Origin of the sequence: Sphingomonas sp. 28-62-11 (assembly GCF_002278865.1) — a bacterium.
In the GTDB taxonomy this organism is placed as follows: Bacteria; Pseudomonadota; Alphaproteobacteria; order Sphingomonadales; family Sphingomonadaceae; genus Sphingomonas.
Map to the genome: position 1 here is coordinate 35,754 of NZ_NCGB01000028.1, position 19,093 is coordinate 54,846.

23 protein-coding genes are annotated in these 19,093 nt (G+C 63.2%); 11 read left to right on the forward strand and 12 right to left on the reverse strand.

All coding sequences use genetic code 11. The features are described from left to right. Nucleotides 1–15 precede the first annotated feature (15 nt). The 3 genes from B7Y49_RS10750 to plsY are packed head-to-tail and all read right to left on the reverse strand — an operon-like array spanning nucleotide 16 to nucleotide 2,247. Nucleotides 16–540, reverse strand: coding sequence for a hypothetical protein (locus tag B7Y49_RS10750; protein ID WP_374127586.1), 525 nt, complete (start codon nucleotides 538–540; stop codon nucleotides 16–18). Beyond that, nucleotides 537–1,649 carry a DNA-processing protein DprA gene (dprA, locus tag B7Y49_RS10755; RefSeq protein WP_374127587.1) on the reverse strand — a complete coding sequence of 371 codons (1,113 nt, stop codon included), beginning with the start codon at nucleotides 1,647–1,649 and terminating at the stop codon, nucleotides 537–539. Before dprA ends, B7Y49_RS10750 begins: the two co-directional genes overlap by 4 nt. Next, the gene (plsY, locus tag B7Y49_RS10760; protein WP_374127588.1) at nucleotides 1,642–2,247 is read right to left on the reverse strand and encodes a glycerol-3-phosphate acyltransferase; all 606 of its coding nucleotides are present in this window, start codon (nucleotides 2,245–2,247) and stop codon (nucleotides 1,642–1,644) included. The genes dprA and plsY overlap by 8 nt, the downstream gene beginning before the upstream one ends. A 110-nt stretch (nucleotides 2,248–2,357) precedes the next feature. Here plsY and murI point away from each other — a divergent pair, with 110 nt between their 5' ends. Then, nucleotides 2,358–3,152 (forward strand): glutamate racemase, encoded by a 795-nt coding sequence (gene murI, locus B7Y49_RS10765; protein WP_374127589.1) that lies wholly within the window; start codon nucleotides 2,358–2,360, stop codon nucleotides 3,150–3,152. Nucleotides 3,153–3,154: 2 nt separating this feature from the next. Here the strand turns inward: murI and B7Y49_RS10770 are convergent, their stop codons facing one another. From B7Y49_RS10770 to B7Y49_RS10805, 8 genes are all read right to left on the reverse strand, one after another. Further along, nucleotides 3,155–4,699, reverse strand: coding sequence for a DUF1570 domain-containing protein (locus tag B7Y49_RS10770; RefSeq protein ID WP_374127590.1), 1,545 nt, complete (start codon nucleotides 4,697–4,699; stop codon nucleotides 3,155–3,157). A 142-nt stretch (nucleotides 4,700–4,841) separates the two neighbouring features. Continuing rightward, nucleotides 4,842–5,282 carry a DUF3429 domain-containing protein gene (locus tag B7Y49_RS10775; protein WP_374127622.1) on the reverse strand — a complete coding sequence of 147 codons (441 nt, stop codon included), beginning with the start codon at nucleotides 5,280–5,282 and terminating at the stop codon, nucleotides 4,842–4,844. Between the two features lie 5 nt (nucleotides 5,283–5,287). After that, a complete protein-coding gene (locus tag B7Y49_RS10780) occupies nucleotides 5,288–5,917 on the reverse strand; it encodes a class I SAM-dependent methyltransferase (RefSeq protein ID WP_374127591.1) in 630 nt (209 codons plus the stop codon). Between the two features lie 23 nt (nucleotides 5,918–5,940). After that, nucleotides 5,941–7,164, reverse strand: a complete 1,224-nt coding sequence (locus B7Y49_RS10785; protein WP_374127592.1) for a DUF3419 family protein — start codon at nucleotides 7,162–7,164, stop codon at nucleotides 5,941–5,943. Nucleotides 7,165–7,443: 279 nt separating this feature from the next. After that, nucleotides 7,444–7,998 carry a fasciclin domain-containing protein gene (locus B7Y49_RS10790; protein ID WP_374127593.1) on the reverse strand — a complete coding sequence of 185 codons (555 nt, stop codon included), beginning with the start codon at nucleotides 7,996–7,998 and terminating at the stop codon, nucleotides 7,444–7,446. A gap of 148 nt (nucleotides 7,999–8,146) precedes the next feature. After that, nucleotides 8,147–8,881 carry an anti-sigma factor domain-containing protein gene (locus B7Y49_RS10795; protein WP_374127594.1) on the reverse strand — a complete coding sequence of 245 codons (735 nt, stop codon included), beginning with the start codon at nucleotides 8,879–8,881 and terminating at the stop codon, nucleotides 8,147–8,149. Then, complete coding sequence (locus B7Y49_RS10800) at nucleotides 8,874–9,443, reverse strand: sigma-70 family RNA polymerase sigma factor (RefSeq protein ID WP_374127595.1); 570 nt, start codon at nucleotides 9,441–9,443, stop codon at nucleotides 8,874–8,876. Before B7Y49_RS10800 ends, B7Y49_RS10795 begins: the two co-directional genes overlap by 8 nt. Nucleotides 9,444–9,508: 65 nt before the next feature. After that, on the reverse strand, nucleotides 9,509–10,075 hold the full coding sequence (locus tag B7Y49_RS10805; RefSeq protein WP_374127596.1) for a DUF1579 domain-containing protein: 567 nt from the start codon (nucleotides 10,073–10,075) through the stop codon (nucleotides 9,509–9,511). A 97-nt stretch (nucleotides 10,076–10,172) separates the two neighbouring features. Here B7Y49_RS10805 and B7Y49_RS10810 point away from each other — a divergent pair, with 97 nt between their 5' ends. From B7Y49_RS10810 to B7Y49_RS10840, 7 genes are all read left to right on the forward strand, one after another. Beyond that, a complete protein-coding gene (locus tag B7Y49_RS10810; protein ID WP_374127597.1) occupies nucleotides 10,173–11,009 on the forward strand; it encodes a LytTR family DNA-binding domain-containing protein in 837 nt (278 codons plus the stop codon). A gap of 97 nt (nucleotides 11,010–11,106) precedes the next feature. Further along, nucleotides 11,107–11,559 (forward strand): RpiB/LacA/LacB family sugar-phosphate isomerase, encoded by a 453-nt coding sequence (rpiB, locus tag B7Y49_RS10815; RefSeq protein ID WP_374127598.1) that lies wholly within the window; start codon nucleotides 11,107–11,109, stop codon nucleotides 11,557–11,559. Then, entirely contained in the window at nucleotides 11,556–12,872 is a 1,317-nt protein-coding gene (glyA, locus tag B7Y49_RS10820; protein ID WP_374127599.1) for a serine hydroxymethyltransferase, read from the forward strand. The genes rpiB and glyA overlap by 4 nt, the downstream gene beginning before the upstream one ends. Nucleotides 12,873–12,874: 2 nt before the next feature. After that, a complete protein-coding gene (locus B7Y49_RS10825) occupies nucleotides 12,875–13,027 on the forward strand; it encodes a hypothetical protein (RefSeq protein ID WP_374127600.1) in 153 nt (50 codons plus the stop codon). Then, on the forward strand, nucleotides 13,028–13,489 hold the full coding sequence (gene nrdR / locus B7Y49_RS10830) for a transcriptional regulator NrdR (protein ID WP_374127601.1): 462 nt from the start codon (nucleotides 13,028–13,030) through the stop codon (nucleotides 13,487–13,489). It abuts the gene before it with no gap. 136 nt (nucleotides 13,490–13,625) lie between these two features. After that, nucleotides 13,626–14,753, forward strand: a complete 1,128-nt coding sequence (locus B7Y49_RS10835) for a TrmH family RNA methyltransferase (protein WP_374127602.1) — start codon at nucleotides 13,626–13,628, stop codon at nucleotides 14,751–14,753. A 39-nt stretch (nucleotides 14,754–14,792) separates the two neighbouring features. Then, on the forward strand, nucleotides 14,793–15,041 hold the full coding sequence (locus B7Y49_RS10840; protein ID WP_374127603.1) for a hypothetical protein: 249 nt from the start codon (nucleotides 14,793–14,795) through the stop codon (nucleotides 15,039–15,041). 24 nt (nucleotides 15,042–15,065) lie between these two features. Here the strand turns inward: B7Y49_RS10840 and B7Y49_RS10845 are convergent, their stop codons facing one another. Next, complete coding sequence (locus B7Y49_RS10845; RefSeq protein WP_374127604.1) at nucleotides 15,066–15,371, reverse strand: chorismate mutase; 306 nt, start codon at nucleotides 15,369–15,371, stop codon at nucleotides 15,066–15,068. Between the two features lie 249 nt (nucleotides 15,372–15,620). Here B7Y49_RS10845 and rpsD point away from each other — a divergent pair, with 249 nt between their 5' ends. From rpsD to B7Y49_RS10860, 3 genes are all read left to right on the forward strand, one after another. Beyond that, nucleotides 15,621–16,235: a 30S ribosomal protein S4 gene (gene rpsD, locus B7Y49_RS10850; RefSeq protein ID WP_374127605.1), complete on the forward strand. Its 615-nt coding sequence runs from the start codon at nucleotides 15,621–15,623 to the stop codon at nucleotides 16,233–16,235. 130 nt (nucleotides 16,236–16,365) lie between these two features. Beyond that, nucleotides 16,366–18,000 carry a M28 family metallopeptidase gene (locus B7Y49_RS10855; protein WP_374127606.1) on the forward strand — a complete coding sequence of 545 codons (1,635 nt, stop codon included), beginning with the start codon at nucleotides 16,366–16,368 and terminating at the stop codon, nucleotides 17,998–18,000. An 11-nt stretch (nucleotides 18,001–18,011) separates the two neighbouring features. After that, nucleotides 18,012–18,980 carry an agmatine deiminase family protein gene (locus tag B7Y49_RS10860; protein ID WP_374127607.1) on the forward strand — a complete coding sequence of 323 codons (969 nt, stop codon included), beginning with the start codon at nucleotides 18,012–18,014 and terminating at the stop codon, nucleotides 18,978–18,980. Nucleotides 18,981–19,093: the final 113 nt, after the last annotated feature.

Consider the following 19,093-nt stretch of genomic DNA (forward strand, 5'->3'; position numbering starts at 1 on the left):
GCGAGGCGATCTCTGCTAGTCATAGCCGCATAGATAGTCATCGTTTCTCAATCGCTGGCAATCGCGAATCCGCTCTCCTGTCAGCGCTGCCATGTCGGCGCTCGAAAAGGTAGCTGGATGCTGGCGTGGCGAGTGGATGATGGCGCGACCGCCGTCCGGAACGCCCTCAATGTACCGCATCGACCTCGCACCGCCGGCCGTTGCCGGGCCGAAATCTTCGGCATGCCGAGCGAGGTACAGGCGCGCGAGCGTCCACCGACCGATGCTGCTCACCGGTGACACCAGCAGCAGCGCAATTACCAGCACAAACGCGGGCGCAAAACGGCGCCATGCGCGATCGCGTCGAATGAGCCCCTCGCCAATGCCGATAATCGCCCCAAGCACTGCGATGAACCAAAGGCCGAACGCGATGAGCGCGCCAAGGAGCCAGATCGATTGAACCAGGTAATCGTAAAGAAACCAGCTGCTCAGCAACATCAATGCGATTGCCGCCGCAAACCATTCCAGCGCCGACAATTCTGGCTTAACGCGGGCAATCATCTCGTGCTCACCCGTCCACCGGCATGCCGTTCGAGTCGCCCAGCAAGCTCAAGCTCGAGCAGCACTGTCTGCACCACCGCCGGGGCCAATCCCGATTGGCGGATCAGTTCGTCGACTGACACTGCGACCATCCCCAGCAGCGCGTTGATCGCGCGTCGATCAGCATCGCTCGCATCATCGGGCGGGGCCGCTCCGAACGGCGTGGTGGGCGCCCGGACCATCCGGCCATCGATCGGGCGGATCTGTTCCAGAATCTCGGCGGCATTCTGCACCAATGTCGCGCCGTCGCGGATAAGTCCGTTGCAGCCTTGCGCGCGCGGATCGATCGGGCTGCCGGGCACGGCCATCACCTCGCGCCCCGCCTCACCCGCCAGCCGTGCAGTGATGAGCGAGCCTGATTTCGGCGCGGCCTCGACCACCACCGTCCCCAGCGCGAGTCCGGCGATGATCCGGTTGCGTTGCGGAAAATGGCGCGCGAGCGGCTCGGTGCCGGGCGCGTGCTCGGTGATCAGCAGGGCCTCGCGCGCGATCCGCTCCTGCAGCTCGGCATTTTCGGGCGGAAAGACGATATCGATCCCGCAGGCAATGACGGCAATCGTGCCTCCATCGCTGCTATCGGCCCCCAGCGCGCCGACATGCGCGGCTGTGTCGATCCCCCGTGCCAGGCCTGAGACCACCGCGAGCCCGGCATCGGCCAGATCATGCCCCAGCTGGCGCGCAAAGCGGCACGCGGCAGCAGAGGCATTGCGCGCGCCCACCATGGCCACGCTCGTTCGCTGCAGGAGCGTAAAGTTGCCCCGAACGATCAGCGCGGGCGGGGCAGATTCGAGCTCGGCCAGTAAGGGCGGATAATCGATGTCATCGCTGAACAGATAGCGCGCGCCGAGCCGGGCGGTCGCCACCATCTCGCGCGTAATCGCCCGGGGATCGGCGAGCACCGGGGCCCGCCCGCCACCGCGAGCCGCCAGCATCGGAATCGCTTCGATCGCGGCCGCCGCCGACCCAAAGCGCGCGATCAGTTGGGCATAGGTGACGGGGCCGATATTCGCCGACCGGATCAGCCGAAGCCGATCGGCCTGCGCCCGCCCGTCCCCGCCCTGGTCAGCCACTCTTTGCGCCGATGCGCGGTTCAGTGCCGCTCATCAGCCGGTCGATATTCTCGCGGTGCTTCCACAGCACCAGCAGGCCGAGCGCGAGCAGCAGCAGGACGATATCGAATTTGCCGAAATAGGCCGCACTCACCGGCGCACTGATCGCGGCGAGCATACCCGCGACCGAGGAGATACGCAGCGCCCCAAGCAGCCCGAGCCACACCACGGCGTACACGATCGCGCTCGGCCAGTGCAGCGCGAGCACAATCCCCATCAGTGTCGCGACACCTTTGCCGCCCTTGAAGTTCAACCAGACGGGATAAAGGTGCCCCAGAAACGCGCCCGCCGCGGCAACAACGCCGTGCCCGGGAAACAGATATTCGCTCAACACTATCGCGACGGCACCCTTGGCCGCATCGAGCAACAAAGTCGCCGCTGCCAATCCCTTGCGTCCGGTCCGCAGCACATTGGTCGCGCCGATATTGCCCGAACCGATCTGCCGCAAATCCCCGGCGCCCGCAGCCCGCGTCAGCAGCACGCCGAACGGGATCGATCCGAGCAGATAGCCGAGCACAAGCGCGCCTGCGGGCCCTGCCCAAAGATACTCGGTTGCCAAAACTGATGCTCCCCCACGAAACCCCAAGATAGCCGGTCGCGCGCAGGGTGCAATGTCCACGATCGGTCAGCGCGGTTGCCTTGAGCGATTGTCGCGCTAATCCGAAGCCAATGGATCAGCGGCCGCTCCTTTTCTTCGATTCCGGCATCGGTGGGCTGTCGGTTCTGGCTGCAACCCGCGCACTGCTGCCAACCGCGCCAATTGTCTATGCTGCCGATTCGGCTGGATTTCCCTATGGCATTCGAACCGAGGCGGAGATCGCCGCGCGCGTGCCTGCGCTACTCGGGCGGTTGGCCGAACGATATCACCCCCGGCTTATCGTGATTGCGTGCAACACCGCGTCGACAATTGCGCTGGCGGCCGTGCGCTCCGCGCTCGACTTGCCGATCGTCGGCACCGTACCGGCGATCAAACCCGCCGCGCTGATTAGCGCTACCCGCACGATCGGCGTGCTCGGCACCGATGCGACCGTACGCCAGCCCTATGTCGATGATCTCGCGGCGCGCTTTGCCGCCGACTGCACCGTGATCCGCCACGGGTCAGCCGATCTGGTCGAGGCGGCCGAGGCCCGGCTACGCGGGGAGGCGGTTGACCCAGCACGGTTTGCGGCAGCGTTGGATGGGCTGTTCGCCCAACCGGGTGGAGCGGCGATCGACACCATCGTGCTCGCCTGCACCCATTTCCCGCTGGTCGCCGATGATCTTGCCGCCGCTGCTGGTCGGCCAATCAGCTTTGTCGATGGCAGCGCCGGAATCGCGCGCCGGGTCGCGTATCTGACACAAGGCCAGGATTGGCCGGCCAAAGCGCGCACCGGCACCGCAGTTTTCTCGTTACTGGACGACCGCGCCCGCGCGCTCGCCCCAGCGCTTATGGCGCATGGATTGGACGAACTGGCAGCGCTTTAACGCTATTGCTTGCTTGGCGGCGTTTCTGGCTTTGGCGGTTTGGCGGCGGCAAGAACCGCGTCGTTCGTAGCCCCCGAATCGAGCAGCTTCAGCATCGCCAGCGCTCGATTCGCCGGTCCCCCATGCGGGTTGAAGGCAACAGGTGCCAGCGCTCGGCGCGCGCCCTGTCGATCGCCCTGAACCAGTAACTGGATCGCCACCGTTTGCCGCAGGCCATTGTCTTGCGGCACTAGGTCCATGGCGCGAACGAGCCCTTGAACAGCGCTGGCATTAGGGCGTTCGCCGGCGCGACCAAAGGATTCGTAGTATAGGACAAAGGGCAGCGCGAAGTTGGGATCGATGGCATTGGCTTTCAGGTACCAGCGCCGCGCTTCACGCCACACCGCCGGATCGGTTGCTTTCGCCGCCGCTGCCCGCCGCATCGCGACCATCCCCTTGTAAACCAGCGCCATCAGGTTCTTGGGGTCTGCAGCCAAAGCACGGTCACACGCGGCCAGCGCCGCATCGTCGTTATTCGCATCATATTCGATTTCAGCGAGGGCGCGCTGCACCCAGCTGTTCGCCGGATAGGCGTTGCCGACAGCCCGTGCCTTGGGCACCAGGGTTTGCGCGGTTTTGGTATCGACCCCGACCGCCGATCGCAGCCGAAACGGCATCATCGCGGCCTGCCCAGCATCGAGCGGCTGGATCGTTACTGGATCGGCCGGGAGTTTGCCGGGCGGGATAGCCGCCGCAGCAAGGCTGCGCTGATTGCGATACGCACCCAGTTCGCGGTCAAGCTTGGTCAGATCACCGAAAATCTGCTCAGCCGCGGCCAGGCTGGGCACCCCCTGGTTGACCAACTTGATATAGGCGTTGAACTGGCCCGGGCGGGTTTTGCCAAGCATCAGATAATGGGTCAGCAACCACCCGCGCGCATATTTCTGGATCGTTTCAATGTCGTCCAGCGCGCGCTCGTCGCTCGACAGCAGCGCGCGCGCCGCCATGGGGTTGTTGGCCTGAATTTGCTCAATCCGCGCATTGTTGGCGCCACCGATCATGATCGATCCATCGGGGCGAATGATCGCCGTCGCAAAAAACTCAGCGAGACCTTCGGTCACCCAGCCGGGATAGTAATTCTCATTGTTGCTGAGGGTGACGTGATGGGCATATTCGTGAAACAGGACCAGCTTGGAATTGAATTCGCGATTACCTGCTGCCACCGATTGCGGCGTGACGATCAGCGATCCCGTTGCCGATGGCCGGTAAAAACCGACAACCTGACCGGAACGATCGCGCGCGAGCGACTGGACCGCATCTTCATTGTTGACGACATAGATCGTCACACGATTGGCGCTTTCCGCCTCGTCGCGCGGATTGGGAAACAGGAAACGCATCGCACTGTCGAACCGCTCGAGCTGGGTGGCGAAGTCCTTCAGCGCACTCGGCGACATATCGGCATAGATCAGGAAGCGCTTGTGGCTCGCCTCCAGCCATTCGGCATGCGCGGCGGCGGGCAGGGCGACACTGGCCAGTAAAACGAGCAGCTTTGCGAAAAATCTTGTCATTGCAGGCCCCGATGCGATCGCATTATCTTATCGGGCAGAGGCTAGAGGCGATAATCGCCTGACGGAAAGTGCTTTTTTGCCAGATGGTGGGTAATGGCGTGCCGGATCGTCGCAAGATGTGCGCTGGAACGCCGTAGCGCCGCTAGGCCAACCCGATCGCGAGCGTGATGCCGCCAAGACCGATCGAAAGTGGGACGCGCAATGAAAGCCACCATGCGGGCGCGATGCCGATTTTCTGGAGCCGCCAGTCGACCACCAGCGACGCGATCAACCCCGACCCCAGCGCGATCATCGACGGGCCGGGCCAGGTGCCGCCGGTTGCCCACGGCCAGGCGCTGGCGAGCGCGATCAGCGAGGGGACGACGGCGGCGACCCACAGCCATTTCGGCGCGCGCTCGCCTGCAGCGGCGGCGAGGCCCCACCAGAGCCCGCCCAGAAAGCTGAAGATCAGCGCGGCATAGGCATAGGCCATCGCCAGCGCGGTGAAGCGCCAGTCGGGGTTGTTCTCCAACAGCACATAGCCTGCCGCCAGTTGTGGTAGCAGTCCGGCGAAACCGAGCAGGCGGGGCAGCGACGGGGTCACAATCGTCAACCCTTGGCAGCGGAGAGCCGCCCGGCCCAGGCATAGCCGCGGTAAAGCGGGGTGAACTGGTCGGTGAGGCCATGCGCGCGCGCGATTTCGCCCAGTACCTCGGGTAGCGCGCGGCGTGGCTCGACGTCGAACTGCGCGAGCCAGCCGAACAACAATCGCTTGAACGCACCCGGCAGCTGCTCCTGCTGGCCGAAATCGACGATATCGAGCCGCCCGCCCGGCGCGAGCTTGCCCGCCCCTTCACGAAGGGCGCCCTGCCAGTCGGGGATCATCGACAGCGTATAGCTCTGGAACACGCGGTCGAACGTATCGACGCCGAACAGCGCTTGCGCATCGAACGCCGTGGCATCGCCCTGCGCCAGCATGATCCGGTCCGACAGGCCAGCGGCGGCCACCTTGGCGCGTGCGGTTTCAAGCATCGCTTCGGAGATATCGATGCCGAAATAGCGCGCATCGGGCCACGCGCGCGCAGCAGCGATCAGGTTGCGCCCCGTGCCACAGCCGATCTCGATCACGCTGCCGCCGGGCGGCGGCGCCAGATCGCGGATCAGCCGATCACGGCCGAGCAGATAATATTTGCGGGTTAGGTCGTAGAAATGGCGCTGCGTCCGGTAGATCGCATCCATATGCCCCGCATGGCCGGTGTCGCTCAGGCGGATTCCCCCAGCACATACAGGTGCACGCCGCCATAGATCGATGAACGATCCCGCTTGGTGTAATCGAGCGACTCCTCGGCCCAATATTTCCAGCGTGACAGGATCGCATCTGGCACGCGGCCGGGCAGGATCGTCTCGACGCCTGCGGTGCGGAACAGCACGCGCGCATTCGGCTTGGCAGTCCGGGTAATCTCTGCCCAGAGGTTGGTCAGAATCTCGTCGGTCATCCAGTCCTGCGCATCAAGCAGGACATAGCGATCAAGCGAGGTATCGGGCATTTCGCGCAGATACTCGATGAAATTGGCGTGGCGCACCTCAACCCGATCGACGCGGGCGACGATATCGGTGTAGTTCGCTTCCTGCAGATAGGGCGGCAGCGAGACCGCCGGGCCATCGCCATAGCCGCGGCCAAAGGCCTGCATCGCGAAATAATTGTCCTTCAGGTCAAAATCGCACGCCAGCTTTTCCAGCCGTTCGCGCAGCACCACGGCCATCTTGTTGTCGCCCGCCAGCGCTTCATATTGCGACGGCGGAATGCCAAGGCCAAACAGCGATGCGGGCTGATCGGTCAGCCAGCGGATAAATCCCTTGTCGAACACCGGCGCAATGTCGCGGTCGAAAATCTCGCGCTGTTCCTGCATCGAATTAGCGGCGAGCATCACCTTGGGGTCGACGCCGTTCAGCTTGGCAATGAAATGCGCCGCACCAATGAAATTGCCGAGCAGCCCGCGCTTGTACACGCCCTTGGCAAAGCCGCCGATCCGCCGGCGGCCAATCATATCACGGCCTTCCCAATAACGCTTGGTCGGCTCGTCCAGATGGGGGCGAACATAGCGCTTATAGGCGGCGATGTTTTCCTTGGAATTGGCGCGCGCGAAGAAGCGGTGGAAGGCGGCGTAATCGGGCAGCTCACGCGCCGCGATAAGCTTGAGCTTGTTGAGCGCGATATGCGCGGTGTTCAGGTCAACTGCGGTAATCGCCCGCGGGTTCGCGGTCAGATAGCTCAGGACGTTGCAGCCGCCGGACGCGATCTGGACGATGTGGCAATCGGGGGTAACCGCCAGTGCTTCGAGATCGACTTCCGGGTCTTCCCAGATCTGGGCATAGACAAGCCCGCGAAACGCAAAGGTAAAGGCGCGTTCGAGCAGGCCTTGCTTGCTGAGGTGATCATGGCGGTGAACCGCACTGCGCACAGCTCGGTTTCGCGGGGCTTTCATCACGGGTCTCCTGGGCGCTTCGCTAGCCGCCGATACCGCCACCGCGCGGTAAAGCAAAGCCGTTTCGAATCGCCGTCCCGGGGGGCGATGGCTAACCGGCCTATCGATGCGTAGTAAAAGGGGCCTGCCGCCGAGGGGCGACGGCAGGCCCCGGGAGCCCTGCTTTGGAGGGACAGAAGCTCCATGCCCTTCATGTGCATAAAGGACGGTAGAAACTACGACGCCGCCGCATCGGTGGATGCAGCGGCGTCAAAAGTTTTTGCGCAAAGGCAAAAAAAGTTACGGCAGCAGGACGCCGTCGATCACGTGGATCACGCCGTTCGACTGGTTCACATCAGCGATCGTGATGTGCGCCTTGTGACCCTTGGCATCGGTGACTTCCCAGCCATGATCACCCTTCGAGAAGGTGAGCGTGCCGCCCTGCACCGTGGTGTAGGTTGCCTTGCCGGCATGGGCTGCAGCATTGGCAGCAATCGCGGCGGCGCTGATCTTGCCGGGAACGACATGATAGGTCAGCACGGCGGTCAGCGTGCCCTTGTTTTCAGGCTTCAGCAGCGTGTCGACGGTGCCGGCTGGCAGCTTTGCGAACGCATCGTTGGTTGGCGCGAACACGGTGAACGGACCAGCGCTCATCAGCGTGTCGACCAGGCCGGCTGCCTTGACGGCGGCGACGAGCGTGGTGTGATCCTTGGAATTGACAGCGTTTTCAACGATGTTCTTGGTTGGGTACATAGCTGCACCACCAACCATCGGGTTGGTTTCGCTGGCGACGACGGCACCACCGGCAAGGGCGATAGCGGCGGCAACGAGCGAAAGACGAATTGCTGACTTCATGGCTGAATTCTCCTGCGAACACCCTCTACGAGGTGCGGCTGCATCTACGCACAATGGAGCGATTCGGATGCAGAAAATTTGCGGCCAGCAATCAAAAATAATCGTATTGCGCTTGCGGCCGACATGACGGCGATAAAAACGAGGAATATCAAATCAGCGACAGCGCCCCCTTGGCAACCACCGCCCCGGTGGGCTTGCCGCTGGGCGATCCGCCGACCGGCTCAATCGTTACTGCCAGCGTCGCCCCTTCAGCAAAGCGCACACGATCGGCCTTGTTGATGGCGACGGCGGTTGATTGGCTCGAATGCAGCACGCCCAGTGAATGCGGCGTCCCGCCAACCGGTATCACCCACAGCTCGGGGCTATGCCCAGCATCGACCAACGCTGCCGCAGCGACGCGCAGGTTGCCCGTGGTCGGATCGAAAACCGCGGCAACGGCCTGACCATTCTCGACCGGTGCGATTTGTGCGACGAGCAACGGACGGGGCGTTGATGCCGCGCCTTTCTGCGCGATCTGCGGCCCCTTTGAGCCTGGAACAGGCGCAGGCCCCGACGTCAGCACTAGCGCCAGCAACAATGTTGCCGCAATGCTGCTCGCCACCGCAATACCGCGCCACAGGCGAACGGGGCTGTCATCATTCGCGGCGGTTGAAATGGGGGACAATGCGCGCTCGATCCGGGCCAGCCCATCGGCTGGGGCGGCAACATCGGGCACGGCATCAAACAACAGGCCAAAATGCGCGCGCCATGCTTCAACCTCCGCCGCGAAAGCGGGATCGGCGAGCGTGCGGCGCAGCGCGGTAGCGCGCTCCTCTCCCTCCAGCAACCCAAGTGCGAGCTCAGCGGCGGTCATCGGTACCTCAGGGGTCATGTCATCAGTCATCGCTGATGCACTCCTTCAGCCGTTGCAGCCCGCGACGGACCCAGCTCTTCATTGTGCCCAATGGCACGCCCTGGCGTTCCGCGAGCTCGGCATAGGTGACACCGTCGAAAAAGGCCGTGCGGATCGCGAGCCGCTGGCGATCCTCCAGTGCATCAAGGCACAAATGCAGGCGCCTTGTTTCGCCATCGGCCAGCATCATGTCGCTCGCAATCGGGCGATCATCGGCGATATCGGGAGCTTCGTCGAGCGGGGCGGCGGGGCGGCTGGTTTGCGCACGGCGCCAATCGATCGCGCGGTTGCGCGCGATCGTGGCGAGCCAGGTTACCGGGCTCGCGCGGCCGGGTTCATAGCCCGCCGCTCGCTTCCAAACCGTCAGATACACTTCCTGCAACACATCTTCCGCTGCCTGCCTCTCGCCACAGATACGCAGGCAAATGCCAAAAAGTTTTGAAGATGTGAGCGCATAGAGTTCTTTTAGTGCCGCACGGTCCCCAGAACCGGTCCGAATTAGGACATCGGCAAGATGTGCCCGGGCGGCAACAGGGTCTTTGGCGGCGCGCATGATCACGCTCTGCCTAGCCGCCTGCGACCGCCCCGACAATTGCTTAGTCGATAATGATGGCCGCGTTATTTGGGCGGCAATGCCCCCGCGGCGGGCCAGTCGGTCTTGCCGACGCGGTTGAGCGTCATTTCGAAAAATTGCTGCGGCGGCCGGCCCGGCATGATCCGCTCCCCCACTTCGCGCCATACCGTGCCGTCATAGGTGGCGGTGTAGCGGATCGTCATCGGTCCCGCCGGAATTTCCCACACATAGCCCTGATCAGAGGGCACGATCTTGAAATCGCCCACCTGCCCCTGGGCATAGGAATGCATCACATAGACGTTCGTTTGGGGATTGAAGGAGATCGTCGCGAAGGCGTTGAATCCCACCGATCCGTCCGGGTTGTACCCCTTGCCCTCCAGCACCCGCACGGTGCCGTCGAGCATTGGCCCGATCCGCTCCGTCTGGGTCACGCTGTGTGCGCCGCCGGGCGATTGCGATGTGGCCGGGCCCCGCCAGGTGCCGTCCATCCAGGCAAACTTGGCCATCGCCGCCCGCTGCTCGGCAATCCGTGCGTCGGGCATTTGTTGGGCCCAAACGTGCGGTACCGGTGCGATGCCGACCATCGTCGCTGCGACCAGAGCCCCCGCCATTACCTTTGAATATCGCTGAACATTTCCCATCCCGATCACCTCCCCTAATTACCTGCCCAAATTGCCTAGCGGAGCGCATCATGGCACCTTGGCGATCATGCCGCGCTTCCTGCCCATTCGTGTCGTCGCACCCGCTGCTGGCAAGCCCGGTTTCGCGAATCGCGTCGCTCGCTTCGCGAAACGCGCACGGGCGTGGCCGGGCATGCCCATTCTCCCCGCCGTCAGCGTTGCCGCAGCCATTGTGATGACGCTGGTCGGTGGCTTTGGCACGGGCGCATTGCCGCTTGATCGTCGGGCGTTGTTTTGGGCGCTGCTGATGCTGGTCAACTTCGCCAAATGGCAAAGCTGGTTCGTCCTGCTGGTGAAGCGGCCGTCCGATTGGACGCGGGCGGCGCTGATCGGCTTTCCGGTGCTCAGTGCCACGCTGCCGTTTGAAATCTCCGGGCTGTTATCGCTGGTGGGGGTGGATGCGCAGATCGGGCTCGGTGCGATATGGGCCAGGGCGCTGGTGATTGGCGCGATCATCTATGTGATGATCATGGTGCTGCGGCGTGATCCCCCTAATGCGCCTACGCCAGTTGTCGCCCCGCCGCCGAGCATGGCGCACCCCCCGATGCTGGCGCGCGCAGGGATTGCGCGGATCAGCGATCTCATCGCTGTCGAAGCCGAGGATCATTATTGTCGCCTTCATCTCGCTACCGGGGGCAGCGTGCTGCTGCACCAGCGCTTCGGCGATGCGATGACGGCGCTGGCCGCGGTCGATGGCACCCAAGTCCATCGCGGCTTCTGGGTGGCGGCCGCCGCCGTCAGCGGGGCCGTGCGCGACGGACGACGCTGGCGGCTGACGCTATCGAGTGGCCTGAACGTGCCCGTCAGCGCGCGCTTTGCCGCCACGGTGCGGGGACGGGGCTGGCTGCATCCTCCCACCGGGTAACCCCTCGTCGGGTTTGGCGACTATGATATGGCAATCGACGCGGCGTTTGCGTAAGGACAAGATCAATCTCTGATCATCTGGAGCCTCTGCGCCGTTTATGCGCCTTGCCATCGCATCCGATCATGCCGCCTTTGCGCTGAAGCAGCTGCTGATCCCATGGCTGGTGGCGCAGGCGCATGATGTGACTGATCTGGGCACGCACGGGCCGGAAAGCGTCGATTATCCGGATTATGGCGCTGCGATCGGTGCGGCAATTGCCAGCGGGTCGGTTGATCGAGGGATCGCGCTGTGCGGATCGGGGATTGGCATTTCGATCGCCGCCAATCGCAACCCGGCGTGCCGCTGCGCGCTCGTATCCGAACCGTTTTCGGCTGAGCTGGCGCGCCGCCATAATGATGCCAATGCGATTGCGCTTGGGGCCCGCCTGATTGGTGAGGAAATGGCGCGCGCGTGCATCACTGCATTTCTATCGGCCGATTTCGAAGGCGGCCGCCACCAACACCGCGTTGATAAACTCGGCGCGCCGGTTCTCGAAAGGTCGAACGCATGAGCACCAATCCCCGCACCTTAAGTGATGTGCAGCCCGACGGCTTTTTCACGCGCACGCTCGCCGAAGCCGATGCTGCGGTGTTCGGCGCGATCCGGCAAGAACTGACGCGCGAGCAGACCCAGATCGAACTCATCGCGAGCGAAAACATCGTGTCGAAGGCGGTGCTGCAGGCGCAAGGCTCTGTCTTCACCAACAAATATGCCGAAGGCTATCCGGGCAAGCGCTATTATCAGGGCTGCCATCCGTCGGACGTGGTTGAGCAGCTGGCGATTGATCGGGCCAAGCAGCTGTTCGGATGCGCCTATGCCAATGTGCAGCCACATTCGGGCGCACAGGCCAATGGCGCGGTGATGCTCGCCCTGGTCAAGCCAGGCGAGACGATTTTGGGGATGAGCCTGGATGCCGGTGGCCACCTGACCCACGGTGCCAAGGCCGCGATGTCGGGCAAATGGTTCAACGCGGTGCAATACGGCGTCGATCCGGTCACCCATCTCATCGATTTCGATCAGGTCCGTGCGCTCGCGCTCGAGCATCAGCCCAAGCTGATCATCGCGGGCGGCTCGGCCTATCCGCGCCAGATCGATTTCGCCAAGTTCCGGGCGATTGCGGATGAGGTAGGCGCCTATTTTCTCGTCGATATGGCGCATTTCTCGGGTCTGGTCGCCGCCGGGCTCCACCCATCGCCTTTCCCGCATGCGCATATCGCGACGACGACCACGCACAAGACGCTGCGGGGGCCGCGCGGCGGCATGATCCTGTCGAACGACGAGGCATTGGGCAAGAAGCTCAACTCGGCGGTGTTTCCGGGGCTGCAGGGCGGCCCGCTGATGCACGTCATCGCTGCCAAGGCCGTCGCGTTCGGCGAAGCGCTTCAGCCCGATTACAAAAGCTATATCGCCGCCGTGATCGAAAACGCCAAGGTGCTGGCCGCAACGCTCAAGGAGCGAGGGGCCGAGATCGTCTCGGGGGGCACCGACACGCATCTGGCGCTGATCGACCTCACCCCGCTGGGCGTCACCGGCAAGGATGCCGATGAAGCGCTCGAGCGCGCCGGGATCACTTGCAACAAGAACGGCATCCCGAATGATCCACTGCCGCCCACCAAGACGAGCGGCATCCGGGTTGGCTCGCCGGCTGGCACCACGCGCGGCTTTGGCCCCGGCGAATTCCGCGAGATCGGCCATATGATCGCCGACGTGCTCGAAGGGCTGCGCCAACAGGGCGAAGCGGGCGATCCGGCGGTAGAGGCCGATGTCCGCCAGCGCGTACTGGCGCTCTGCGCGCGCTTCCCGATCTATCCCGAAGGATTGTAAGCATGACCGAAGACGAAAAAGCGCTAACCAAAAAAATGGCGATTGCTGCGGCGATTGGCGCGGTGATCGCAATTCCGGTGCCGTTCGTCGGACCGTTCATCGGTGCGGTGGCCGGGGCGGGCATCACCTATTTTCGCGCAAAGCGCCGGGGCTGAATGCGCTGTCCCTTTTGTGGCCATGAAGACAGCCAGGTAAAAGACAGCCGATCGACCGAAGACGGCGCCGCCATCCGCCGCCGCCGCCAGTGCGAGGGGTGTGCAGCGCGTTTCACGACGTTTGAGCGCATCCAGCTGCGCGAACTGACCGTGCTGAAAAGCGAAGATCGCCGCGAGCCCTTCGACCGCGAAAAGCTCATGCGATCGGTGGCGATCGCGTGCCGCAAACGCCCGATCGACGGCGTCCGGATCGAAAAGCTCGTCACCAGTATCCAGCGCCAGCTCGAAACGCTGGGTGATGGCGACATCCCGTCGACGCGGATCGGGGAAATGGTGATGGACGGGCTGAAGGAACTCGATTCGGTAGCATATATCCGCTTCGCCAGCGTGTATAAGGACTTCCGCGAAGCCCGCGATTTCGAGGAGTTCGCCGGTAATGTGAGCGAAGTGGCGAAGGGGTGAGGGGCTGACCGGTAAATCCGAATTGCCCCCAACAAACCCCTCCCGTTCGGGCTGAGCGAAGTCGAAGCCCACGCGCAACACCTGCCCCGTTCGACTTCGCTCAGGGCGAACGGAGGTTTGGAATCAAGGGATTGGAATGAGTTTTTATGCTTACATGCTGCGCTGCGCTGATGGCAGTTTCTATGTTGGCCATACCGATAATCTCGAGCAGCGTATCGCACAGCATCAGCATGGGGAAATCGTGGGATACACCCAGGGGCGACGACCGGTAAAACTGGTCTGGTCCGAGTATTTTCAGACGCGGCTTGAGGCACTTGAGGTTGAACGTCAGATCAAGGGTTGGACACGTAGGAAGAAGCAAGCATTGATCGACAGCGATTGGGCGACGCTGCATGATGCGGCGATCCCTCCTTCCGAGCGTGCCCTTCGACTTCGCTCAGGGCGAACGGGGGTGGTAGAAAGTTCCAGCGTCCAAAATCCAACTCATAATGATGTTGGCTCTTCAACCGTTCGTGCTGAGCGAAGTCGAAGCACAAGCGCCGATCGCGCCCCGCCCCCCGTCATCGTGCTCGTCCGCCCCCAGCTCGGCGAGAATATCGGCAAGGCGGCGCGGGCGATGCTCAATTTCGGGCTGGTCGAGTTGCGGCTGGTGTCACCGCGCGATGGCTGGCCGAATCCGTCGGCGGGGCCTGCGGCATCGGGGGCCGACACCGTCATTGAAAACGCCGTTGTGTTCGACAGCGTTGCCGACGCGGTTGCCGATTGCGCACAGGTCTATGCCACCACGGTACGCAAACGCGGCGTGACCAAGCCGGTGGTGACGCCCGAGCAAGCGGCGCGTGATATTCACGCCGCCCCTACCCGCGCGGCGATTCTGTTCGGTCCCGAACGCGCCGGGCTGGAAACCGATGATGTGGCGCTTGCCCGCACGATCATCACCGTGCCGATCAACCCCGAATTCGGATCGCTCAACCTGGCGCAGGCAGTGATTCTGGTCGCCTATGAATGGAGCAAGGGGGTGGCGCTCGCCAGTCCCCCCACCACCGAACTGCCCGAACCCGCGCCGCAGGAGGAGCTGGAGGGCATGATCCAGCAGATGGATGTGATGCTCGACCGGGCCGGGTTCTATTTTCCGCCCGATCGCACCCCCGTCACGCGACGAACTTTGCGCACCCTGCTGACCAAACCCGGCTGGTCGAGCCAGGAGGTGCGAACGATGCGCGGGGTGCTTTCAGCGCTGGATAAGCCGCGCGATCGCAGCTAAGTCATTTATATCGAACTTTTTTGAAGCGGATTCCTGTTGATGCGTTATTTGATTTCCCTGCTCGTCCTGATCGCACTGCCAGGCATCGCCCCGGCGCAGGACCCGGCTTCGGTGGCTGCCGAACCAACCAAGCCCGCCAAGGTCAAACGTCCCAAGAAGATCTGCAAATCAGACCCCCGATCGGCGTCGCGGATTGCGGCCACGATCTGCAAGACGAAGGAAGAATGGGAAGGCGTCAGCGCCGTTGAGGGTACTGACGGGACCGTTCGGGGCAATCGCGCCAACTGATCCAGTCGGCGCGCTGATCAGGAATCAGCGGCGGTCGAACGCGTCGAATTCATAGGCGATCGACGCCTCGACCAGCATTTCCCATAGTGCGCCGACCAGCGCATCCGGCACACCCGCCTGTGCAGCCTGCGCGCGCGCATTGGCAATCACCTGTGCCTTGCGAGCTTCATCGCGCACGGCGCTCCGGGTTGGCTTGATGCGGGCGGCGGCGTCCATATAGGCAAAGCGCCGGGCAAGCAGCGCGACGAGCTCACGGTCGACCTGGTCGACCCCGGCGCGGACCTCGGCCATTGTCGAGCAATCGGGGCCGGAAAGGATCGTATCGGTCATGCGACGCGCTTTTGGCGATCCAGCACGCACCTGTCCAGCGTCACGGCCAGCGATACGGGGTACACGATGCCCAGCTTGACTCTGGGACGGGTGGCGGCTAACCGCCCGCCTTCGCAATTGGCCCCGCACCCCGGTGAAGCGGCGGCCCTGCCCTTCGGATCGCCTTTCGGATCGAAACCAGCAGCGCGATGACCGGGAAGCCCTGTGCCACGGTGGCATGGGGCGTTGTTGGCAATTGAAGGAAGAATGATGTCGAAGCGCCAAAGCGCCAAGTACAAGCTCGATCGCCGGATGGGCGAGAATATCTGGGGTCGCCCCAAGAGCCCTGTCAACAAGCGGGAATATGGTCCCGGCCAGCACGGCCAGCGCCGCAAGGGCAAGGTCAGCGATTTCGGCATTCAGCTGCGCGCCAAGCAGAAGCTGAAGGGCTATTATGGCGATGTGACTGAAAAGCAGTTCCGCGCTTGCTATCACGAAGCCGCTCGGATGAAGGGTGATACTGGCCAGAATCTGATCGGCCTGCTCGAGCAGCGGCTCGACATGATCGTCTATCGCGCCAAGTTCGCGCCGACGGTATTTGCCGCACGCCAGCTGGTTTCGCACGGCCACATCAAGGTCAACGGCGTGAAGTGCAACATCGCGTCGCGTCGCTGCTTCCCCGGTGACGAGATCACGCTCGGTACCAAGGCGCAGGAAATGGCGCTGGTGATGGAAGCGCAGAGCCTGGCCGAGCGCGACATCCCCGAATATGTCGCACCAGACGGTGCCGCCAAGATCACCTTCACCCGCGTGCCCACGCTTGATGAAGTGCCCTATCCGGTGAAGATGGAACCAAATTTGGTCGTCGAGTTCTACTCGCGTTAATTCGCTCGTATCGGCGAGAAAAATGGGGCGGTCCTTCGGGGCCGCCCTTTTTTGTTTCGGGCTGGTTTGTGGACAAGCACCTTGTGGCTTGGCACAAGCACGCCGTTCGAATTGCCTGGAGTCTGTTGCGATGCGCGCTGCCCTGTTGCCGATCCTGCTTGCCGCTACTGCGTCCAACGCAAGCGCGCAGACCAAGCCGGATATCTCGCTCGATACGCTGAAGACGGTCACCCAGACCTTGTCGTCCGACGCCTATGAAGGCCGCGCGCCTGCGACGCCTGCGGAGGACAAGACGGTCGCCTATCTGATCGAGCGGTTCAAGGCGGCGGGGCTGAAGCCGGCCAACAACGGCAGCTGGGTGCAGGATGTGCCGCTCGTCGAAATCCTCGCCACCGATGTCAGCCCGATGACGATTGCAGGCGGCAAGGCCCCCGTCACCCTCGCGTACCGGCAGGACATGGTGATCGCCACCTATCGCGTGGTGCCGAAGATCGAGGTGAAGGACTCGCCCGTCGTGTTCGTCGGCTATGGCATCAACGCCCCCGAACGCGGCTGGAACGACTATGCGGGCGTGGACGTGAAGGGGAAGACGGTCGTCATCCTCATCAACGATCCCGACTGGCAAATGCCCGGCAAGGATGGTTTGTTCGAAGGCCGGGCGATGACCTATTATGGCCGCTGGACCTATAAATATGAGGAAGCCGCGCGTCAGGGGGCGGCTGCCGCAATCATCGTCCATGATACCGAGCCTGCCGCTTATGGCTGGGGCGTGGTGCAATCATCCTGGACCGGGCCGCAGCTCGAGCTCGACGAAAAGGGCGATCACCTGAACGAAAGCGCGGCGATCGGCTGGGTACAGCTGGCCAAGGCGCAGGAAATCTTTGCGGGCGCGGGCAAGGATTTCACCGCGCTTGCAGCGGCCGCCAAGCAAAAGGGCTTCAAGGCCGTGCCGCTGGGCGTTACCGCGTCGGTCTCTTTCGCCAACACGATCCGCCGTCAGGCATCGAAGAATGTCATCGGCATTCTGCCCGGCACCACCGCGCCTGACGATGTCGTGATGTATTCGGCGCATTGGGATCACCTCGGCCGCTGCGATGCGGTGAACGGCGATGACATCTGCAACGGCGCGCTCGACAATGCGAGCGGCACCGCGGCGTTGATTGCACTGGCGGAGGCGCACCAGAAAGCCGGTGCGGCGAAGCGGTCATTGGTGTTCCTGGCTGTAACAGCCGAGGAATCGGGGCTGCTCGGCTCGAAATATTATGCCGAACATCCCGTGTTCCCGCTCGCGCGCACCGTCGGCGGCGTGAACATGGACGGGGTCAACATCATCGGCCGGACGAAGGATTTCGTCGTCGTCGGCGCGGGCAAGTCCGAGCTTGAGGACATGATCGTACCGCACGTGAAGGCGCAGGGGCGCGTTCTGGTGAACGAGCCGACGCCCGAGCGCGGCTATTATTTCCGCTCCGATCATTTCAGCTTCGCCAAGCTCGGCGTGCCGATGTTCTACGGCGAAAGCGGCGAGGATCTGGTCGAGGGCGGTACCGCGGCAGGCCATGCGGCGGCAGAGGACTATGTCACCAACCGCTACCACAAGCCGCAAGACGAATATGCCGATAGCTGGAAATGGGACGGTGCGATTGAGGATCTGACGCTGTTTTACGGCCTTGGTCGTGAACTGGCCGATGGTGATCGCTGGCCCAACTGGTACAAGACGGCTGAATTCCGCGCCATCCGCGATGCGTCGCGGGCCAAGCTCAAATAGGCGCGATTGTCATGACGAAATTGGTCCAACCTGCCGAATGGGCGCGGCACAAGGCAGTGTGGATCGGCTTTCCGAGCCATCCCGAATTGTGGCTCGACGATATCGATCCCGCGCGCGAGGAAGTCGTGGCCTTTGCCCGCGCGGTGCATGCCGATGGGGCGGGCGAGAAGGTGATTCTGGTCGCCGCCGATGCCGAGGCGAGCGCCGCCGCGCGCAAACTCGCGCCCTTTGCCGAGGTGATCGTCGAGCCGTTCGGCGACATCTGGCTGCGCGATACCGCCCCGATCTTCGTCTCGCCGCATCATGCGCGCGATTTTCGTTTCAATGGCTGGGGCGGCAAATATGATCTGCCCGGCGATGACGATATCGGCGCGCGGCTGGCGCGGACCCGCCGGGTCGAGGTGGAGGAGTGCCACTGGGTGCTCGAAGGTGGGGCGATCGACGGCGACGGGACCGGGCTGGTCGTCACCACCGAGCAATGTCTGCTCAACCCCAATCGCAACCCCGGTTTCACCCGGCCGATGATCGCCGAGATGCTCAAGCGCGATCTGGGTTTTACCGACATCCTCTGGCTCGGGGAGGGGCTGCTCAACGATCATACCGACGGGCATGTCGATAATCTGGCGCGGTTCGTGGCACCGGGGCGGCTGGCGATCCCGGAGGGGTCGGACAATGATCCTAACTGGCGTGTTTATCAGGTCGCCGCCGAAAAGGCCGAGGCGTTCGGGGTCGATGTCGTCCGCATGCCCTCACCCGGGCGGATCCTGCATGATGAGGAGATCGTGCCGGCCAGCTATATGAACTTCTACATCGGCAATGCGGCGGTCGTGGTGCCGCTCTATGGCGCACCCAATGACAATGCGGCGGTCGATGCCGTTGCGGCGTTGTTCCCCAACCACGATGTCATCGGCCAGCGCGCTGATCACATCCTGACCGGCGGCGGTAGCTTCCACTGCATCAGCCAGCAGATTCCGGGGTAGGAATCATTTCGCGGGATTCCTATTTTTCCGCATCCGTTCGCCCTGAGCGAAGACGAAGGGCAAGCGCAGCGCCTGGGCTTCGACTTCGCTCAGCCCGAACGGAAGGGGGACAT